8 protein-coding genes and 1 pseudogene are annotated in these 7,101 nt (G+C 44.3%); 7 read left to right on the top strand and 2 right to left on the bottom strand.

What is annotated here, in order from left to right; genetic code table 11:
- From G614_RS0123075 to G614_RS0123050, 6 genes are all read left to right on the top strand, one after another.
- Nucleotides 1-311, top strand: a 311-nt coding sequence (locus G614_RS0123075; protein WP_027643788.1) for a hypothetical protein, incomplete at its 5' end; no start/stop codon positions are given.
- A gap of 148 nt (nucleotides 312-459) precedes the next feature.
- The gene (locus G614_RS0123070; RefSeq protein ID WP_022202829.1) at nucleotides 460-771 is read left to right on the top strand and encodes a PTS sugar transporter subunit IIB; all 312 of its coding nucleotides are present in this window, start codon (nucleotides 460-462) and stop codon (nucleotides 769-771) included.
- A gap of 28 nt (nucleotides 772-799) precedes the next feature.
- A complete protein-coding gene (locus tag G614_RS0123065; RefSeq protein WP_027643787.1) occupies nucleotides 800-2,131 on the top strand; it encodes a PTS sugar transporter subunit IIC in 1,332 nt (443 codons plus the stop codon).
- A 32-nt stretch (nucleotides 2,132-2,163) separates the two neighbouring features.
- Nucleotides 2,164-2,478 (top strand): PTS lactose/cellobiose transporter subunit IIA, encoded by a 315-nt coding sequence (locus G614_RS0123060; RefSeq protein ID WP_027643786.1) that lies wholly within the window; start codon nucleotides 2,164-2,166, stop codon nucleotides 2,476-2,478.
- 56 nt (nucleotides 2,479-2,534) lie between these two features.
- A complete protein-coding gene (locus G614_RS0123055) occupies nucleotides 2,535-3,923 on the top strand; it encodes a 6-phospho-beta-glucosidase (RefSeq protein WP_027643785.1) in 1,389 nt (462 codons plus the stop codon).
- Between the two features lie 67 nt (nucleotides 3,924-3,990).
- On the top strand, nucleotides 3,991-5,427 hold the full coding sequence (locus G614_RS0123050; protein WP_027643784.1) for a 6-phospho-beta-glucosidase: 1,437 nt from the start codon (nucleotides 3,991-3,993) through the stop codon (nucleotides 5,425-5,427).
- Nucleotides 5,428-6,000: 573 nt separating this feature from the next.
- Here the strand turns inward: G614_RS0123050 and G614_RS34020 are convergent.
- Together G614_RS34020 and G614_RS0123040 are read right to left on the bottom strand one after the other, a co-directional pair.
- Nucleotides 6,001-6,201, bottom strand: coding sequence for a hypothetical protein (locus G614_RS34020; protein ID WP_330367075.1), 201 nt, complete (start codon nucleotides 6,199-6,201; stop codon nucleotides 6,001-6,003).
- A 3-nt stretch (nucleotides 6,202-6,204) separates the two neighbouring features.
- On the bottom strand, nucleotides 6,205-6,471 hold the full coding sequence (locus tag G614_RS0123040) for a type II toxin-antitoxin system Phd/YefM family antitoxin (protein WP_027643783.1): 267 nt from the start codon (nucleotides 6,469-6,471) through the stop codon (nucleotides 6,205-6,207).
- Between the two features lie 177 nt (nucleotides 6,472-6,648).
- Between G614_RS0123040 and G614_RS35220 the strand changes: the two are divergent.
- Nucleotides 6,649-7,101 (top strand): annotated as a pseudogene (locus G614_RS35220) (hypothetical protein); the annotation flags it as partial.

The following is a 7,101-nucleotide window of genomic DNA, read 5'->3' as shown; positions in this document are numbered from 1 at the left end:
TGAGTTATTATGAACAGAAAACGTTCTGGTCGTTATGCAGCTATATGTTACGCAGTCGGAAGGGAATCGAAATGTTGGTTAACCTGATCAACATCTCGTATTGTGCCATGAAGATACTGCCATATCAGGAAGAATCATTTTCAAAGTACCGTACAGAAAGTGTGCAGGAATTTCGGTTTGCCCTTAGTGAGCAAATCCGGCAGCAGGTATTTTATACCACTTTCGTGAGAAATATCGAAACCAGCATAAAATCCAGTGTTGTTATGAAAGCTTTAAAACAGTTAATTCGGCAACAGTGCTGGCATTTATAAAAGTTGTAAAGTCGTGTTTATCCAGAAAATGCCGGATTTATTCCGGCATTTTTTTCGTTGGAGTTTTTGCCATCTCCCTGCTATAGTTGTCTGTATGAAGGTAATCGCGATTATACAAAGACATTAAAAATAATATGGAGGTAATAGTATGGTAATTCGTTTGTTCTGTGCTGCTGGAATGTCTACCAGCGTTTTAGTTGAAAAAATGAAAGAGGCTGCTAAAGAAAAGGGAAAGGATGCAGAGATTGCTGCTTATCCGATTAGTGAGATGGAGGCTCGTCTGGACGGTGTAGACGTAGCCTTGTTAGGTCCTCAGATTGGTTTTCAGTTAGGGAAGGCAAAAGGATTATGTGAGCCTAAGGGCATTCCGGTTGATGTTATCCCTATGGCGGATTATGGAACCTGTAATGGTATGAACGTATTAAAATTCGCTTATAAACTGGTAAAAAATTCAAAATAATCTAATCATTTTAGAGGAGTGATGTGCTATGAATAATTGGATACAGGAGAAACTTCTGCCAAAAATCCTGTGGTTTGTAAATACACGGCCTGTTACCGCTGTAAAAGAGGGAATGATTTATACGATTCCTCTGATCATCGTCGGATCTGTGGCTCTGATCCTTTCAAACTTCCCGGTTCCGGCAGTTGTGGCCTTTTTAAGTGACCACGGTCTGATCGACATACTGAACCAGGCATACATGGCTACCTTTAATATCAATGCCATTATTGCCGTTCTCGGAATTTCCTATCAGTACATCCTGATGGAAAAACAGGAGCCTCTCGGCGGAGCAGTGATCGCTCTGGGTTCGTTTTTGATCTTCCAGCCCTCCTCTGTCTCCGTCACTAATGATGCGGGTGAGGTTATTGGAACGGTTTCCAATGTGATCAATCGTACCTGGACTGCCGGACAGGGTATGATCGGCGCTATTATCTGCGGCCTGTTAGTTGGATATATCTACTCATGGTTTTTGAAAAAGAATATCCGTATCAAGATGCCTGCCGGAGTTCCCGTCGGCGTTACCAATGCCTTCTCTGCTTTGGTTCCTGCCTTTGTTATCATTTCCGGCGCAACCGTCCTTCATGGAGTCTGTGATATTGTTGCGGGAGTTACGGTAATTGAGCAGATTTATGCGATTATTCAGATTCCGCTGCAAGGACTTACTGATTCTCTGGGAGGTGTTATTGGCTATGCCTTTGTTGTATCCTTCCTGTGGTTCTTTGGTGTTCATGGTGCTACGATCGTTGGCGGGATACTTGATGGAATTCTGCAGGCAAATTACCAAGGCAATCAGGCAATTCTGGATGCCGGACTGGCATTGACACAGGCAAATGGCGGTCGTATCGTAACTCAGCAGTTTATGGAGCTGTTTGTCAAGGCTACTGGCTCCGGTATTACAATCGGAGTTGTGCTTTACATGCTTGTCCTGGCAAAATCCAAACAGTTTAAGGCACTGGGAAAGATTTCTGCAGTCCCTGCAATTTTCAATATTAATGAACCAATTCTTTTTGGTTTGCCCATTGTTATGAACCCGCTTATGGCAGTTCCATTTATCATGACCCCAATAGTAGTCGGAATTATAGAGTATTTTGCGATTGCAACAGGGCTCTGCCCCATGTACAGTGGAGTTTATGTTCCATGGACGACCCCGCCTATCATTTCAGGCCTGATTGCGGGAGGCTGGCGCACAGCGCTTCTTCAGGTGGTAATGATAGTTGTCTCGGTTGTCATATATCTTCCCTTTGTCCGCAAGCTGGATCTGGCGGCTCTGGAAAATGAAAAGGCTGCTGCCGAAAGCGAAGACGATGATGAGGACTGGTAGGAATAAAATAAGGAGACTTGACTATGGCAAAAATGACAGATGAATTGGTTATGAAATGTTTTCAGATCGTTGCTCAGGTAGGAGCTGCCCGCTCTTACTATATTAATGCAATCCAATGCGCAAAGGAAGGCAAATTTGAGGATGCTGAGCGCATGATCAAGGAAGGCGATGTTTCATTCAATCAGGGACACACTGAACACACCTCTCTTCTTTCTATGGAGGCGAGCGGTGAACTGGACGGAAGCGGTCTTTTGCTGATCCATGCCGAGGACCAGTTGATGAGCGCCGAAGGCTTTCGGATCATTGCAAAAGAATTTATCGATGTGTATAAACGACTGAATGTATGAGCTTAAGACTCGTTCTGTTTTATACTGTATACGAATAAACGGAAAGGAAAGAAGAGATGAATGGACCTGTAAAGATCGTTACGATCGGAGGCGGCTCCAGCTATACTCCGGAGCTGATGGAAGGCTTTATTAAGCGATATGATATTATGCCTGTCAGTGAAATCTGGCTGGTGGATATTGAAGACGGTAAGGAAAAATTAGAAATTGTTGGCGCCATAGCGCAGCGCATGTGGGATGCGTCCCCTTATGATGTTAAAGTCCATTTGACATTAGATCGGAGAGCTGCTTTGAAAGACGCCGATTTCGTTACTACACAATTTCGCGTCGGCCTTTTAAATGCAAGAATTAAGGATGAGCGTATTCCGCTGAGCTATGGAATGCTGGGACAGGAAACCAATGGTGCGGGCGGTATCTTTAAGGCCCTGAGAACCATTCCTGTGATTCTTGATATTGTCAGGGATATTAAGGAGCTTTGCCCCAATGCATGGCTGATCAATTTTACCAATCCAAGCGGAATGGTTACAGAAGCAGTTATGAGATATGGCAAATGGGATAAGGTTATTGGCCTGTGCAATGTTCCTATAGGAGCAATGATGAAGGAGCCTGAGCGGATCGGAAAAACCTTAGACCAGCTTACCTACAAATTCGCCGGACTTAATCATTTCCATTGGCATAAGGCTTTTGACGAAAACGGAAAAGAAGTGACGCCGGAGATCATAGATTCCTTATATAAGGGCGAGGACACCGGACTGCCGGCTAACATCTTTGATGTTCCTTTCTTTAAAGAGCAGCTGGATACGATGGGCATGATCCCCTGCGGATATCACAGATATTACTACAGGCAGGAGGAGATGCTGAACCACTGTTTAGAAGAATATAAGGATCCGGAGCTTGGGACACGTGGACAGCAGGTGAAAAAGACAGAGGCAGAGCTGTTTGAATTATATAAGGATCCGAAGCTGGATTATAAGCCTGAACAGCTTACAAAGCGGGGCGGAGCCCATTATTCAGATGCCGCCTGTGATACCATTGCATCCATCTATGCAAACCTGAACAGGCACATTGTTGTTACTACAAGAAATAACGGAGCTGTTCCGGATCTTCCGCCGGAATGCGCGGTTGAGGTATCTGCTTTTATTGGCGCGGCTGGCGCGCGGCCGATCGCCTTTGGAACCTTACATCCTGCTGAAAGAGGATGGCTTCAGTGTATGAAAAACATGGAGCTCTGTGTAGAAGAAGCGGCTGTTACCGGAGATTATGGCATACTTCTCCAGGCATTTATTTTGAATCCGCAGATCGTATCTGGAGAAACTGCCGTGAAGATCATTAATGAGCTGCTCCTTGCGCATAAGAAATACCTTCCGCAGTTTGCAGACAAAATTGCGGAATTAGAGGCTGCGGGCGTGGCGATCAAAGATCCGGTTGCACGTGAGCTTTCCAAATAAACGTATTTCCAGTAACAGTATTCCGACTAAAACACTTTTATAAATACAATAATACGGGAGGTATACAATGGCTTTTAGAAAAGGTTTTTTATGGGGCGGCGCAACTGCCGCTAATCAGTATGAAGGAGGCTTTTCCGAGGGCGGACGCGGACTTGCGAATGTGGACGTATCCCCTGTTGGCTCCGACCGAATGGCTGTTATTTCAGGAAAGAAAAAAATGTTTGATTTTGATGACGAGCATTTTTATCCTTCAAAAGACGCAATTGATATGTATCACCGTTATAAGGAGGATATCCGCCTCTTTGCCGAGATGGGCTTTACGGTTTACCGCATGAGTATTGCATGGAGCCGCATTTTCCCGCACGGAGATGAAAAGGAGCCTAATGAGGCAGGTCTTCAGTTCTATGAAGATGTATTTAAGGAATGCCGCAAATATGGAATTGAACCCTTGGTTACGATAACACATTTTGACTGCCCGATGCACTTGGTCAGGGAATATGGCGCATGGAGAAACCGCAAGCTTATTTCCTTCTATGAGAATTTATGCAATGCGATCTTCCGCCGTTATAAGGGGCTTGTAAAATACTGGCTGACCTTCAATGAAATCAACGTGATCCTGGAAGCTCCTTTCATGGGTGCGGGACTCTGCTTTGAGGAAGGCGAAAATGAGAAGCAGATCAAATATCAGGCAGCGCACCATGAGCTGGTAGCCAGTGCATTGGCAACTAAGATTGCCCATGAGGTGGACCCGGAAAATAAGGTTGGCTGTATGCTGGCTGCCGGAAATACATATCCGCATACCTGTCAGCCTAATGACGTTTGGGCTGCCATGTGCGCAGACCGCCGGAGCTATTTCTTCATTGATGTCCAGTCTCATGGAGAATATCCTCCTTATGCATTAAAGCAGCTTGAGGCAGAGGGGATTATGCCGGTTATGGAAGATGGGGATTTAGAACTTTTAAAGAAGTATACCGTTGACTTCGTCTCCTTCTCCTACTACAACAGCCGCTGTGCAAGCGCTGATCCAAAGGTGAACGAGACGATAGAGGGAAATATCTTCGCTTCTTTGAAGAATCCTTATCTGAAAGCAAGCGAGTGGGGCTGGCCCATTGATCCAATGGGACTGAGGATTACCCTCAATGCTCTCTATGACCGCTACAGAAAGCCGCTCTTTGTCGTAGAAAACGGGCTTGGCGCGGTTGATGAACTGGTAGAGGGCGAAAATGGAGAGATGACTGTTATTGATGATTACCGCATTGAATATATGAGGGATCATATCAAGGCAATGAGAGACGCAGTCACAGAGGATGGCGTAGACCTGCTGGGCTATACCATGTGGGGCCCCATAGATCTTGTCAGCGCCGGTACAGGGGAGATGAAAAAACGGTATGGCTTTATCTATGTAGACCGCGACAATGATGGAAATGGCACATTGGCAAGGTACAGAAAAAAGAGCTTCTGGTGGTATAAAAAGGTAATTGAAAGCAATGGGGAGATTTTATAATAGAATCATAGCTTAAACATGAATCTGCTTTGAAACCATTCTGTTTCAATCTGCTTCCTGTGAAGCCATGCTTGTCAGACTGGTCATATTAGAATGTATAACTGCCGTTTTGACAATTAGAAATCTCAAAATGGCAGTTATTGTTCGCTTATTTTACTTATTATTTTTTCTAATTCAAGTTGGTGATTAGACTCTTCCTGCGTATTGTTCATGTATTAAATTGCCGCCAGTTTCTTTGAACTGACGGCAATTCTTATAGGCTTGGAAAATAAAAATATCCACCTTAGCAACCTCACTGTCTGGTACTATGGTGGGTCAAATTCAACGAAAAAGTGGGGCAATTCTACTTGACAATCAACACCATGAGGCGGGTATTCCTGCTCGTTGGGCCGATGTGGAACAGAGGCACCGCCACCTCTTATGAAATGACGATTTCCTGTTTCGTTATTTTCTTGTTATCGGATAAGCCAACTGTAATCCTTGCGGCAATCAAGGATATATTCCACATATACCGTATCATCTTGGATTTGGTAAAGAACAAGATACCACTTTTCAATAAACATCTTGTGGTACTTATTCGGCGTGGATATACAGCTCCTCAAAAAACGGAAAACGCTGCGGCATCTGGGAAAAGGAACGCATAGCGGTCATAATTTCTTTCTTTTTTGCTGCCGCTGCCTGCTTGTTGACCTGTGCCATAAAGCGGATATGTGTTCCCAACATTCTTTTTGCCCTGTCGGAAACAATAACTTTGTATCTCTTGCTGTCCGCCATACGCTATACCTCGGCAATTACTTCATCGAGATAAGCGTCAAGTTCGTCAAGAGTGCAGCCGCTTCTTCCTGCAATCCTGTCCTCCTCAACGGCAAGCAGCTCTTCACGGAGCTTTAACATCTTTTCCCGTCTGTTATAGGTTTCAATATCCATAACAACCAAATCCCCCTCGCCGTTCTTGGTAAGGAAAATTGGCTCTGCGGTCTTTCTGCACATATCGGCAATCTCGTTGTAATTCTGGCGGATTGCTGCGGATGGACGAATATTCATAACGACACCTCCTTGATTTTGTAGGTAGTGTCAAGTTTACTACCTCATTTTTTGTTACAAACCTTGTATTTTCAGGGATTACACCACTTTTTCAAAGAAAAAAGCAATGACCTCCCTTTTTGTGTCAATACTTTAGGTAAACCAATCCCACAAACACAGAAAGGAATTTCATTGCTTATGAATAGTATTACCTATTTATTGTCACTCATTCAATTTCTTTACCAGCAGAACTGCTGGCTCATTACTTTTATCTGCAAATATATCCCTCTCAAACAATGGGCTTTTGATGATTCCCATTCCCCTAAATACCAAAAATTCAGAACCGATGAACTCCCTATGCTTCAGTTTCATCAAAACGATTGGGACTGGCAGCTCCTCATCCCTTACTTCGAATATAAATACCATAAGAAGATTCGGCCTGTTGCACGGCGCAAGGAATGCGATATCTCTCCTGACTGTACCTGTCCCTCCTGCCATGCTCCTCAGCCTTTTCTTTATCGTAATAATGGTTCCAAAGGACAGTTAAAATGCAAAGTATGTGATACCAACTTCTCTACTGATGATAACCGCTTCTCCAAGCACTATACCCTGCGCTGTCCCCACTGCGGACATGCCCTTGTCCACAAAAAG

Origin of the sequence: [Clostridium] clostridioforme AGR2157 (assembly GCF_000424325.1) — a bacterium.
GTDB classification, from domain to species: domain Bacteria; phylum Bacillota; class Clostridia; order Lachnospirales; family Lachnospiraceae; genus Enterocloster; species Enterocloster clostridioformis_A.
This window is presented reverse-complemented; position numbering and strand designations above follow the sequence as displayed.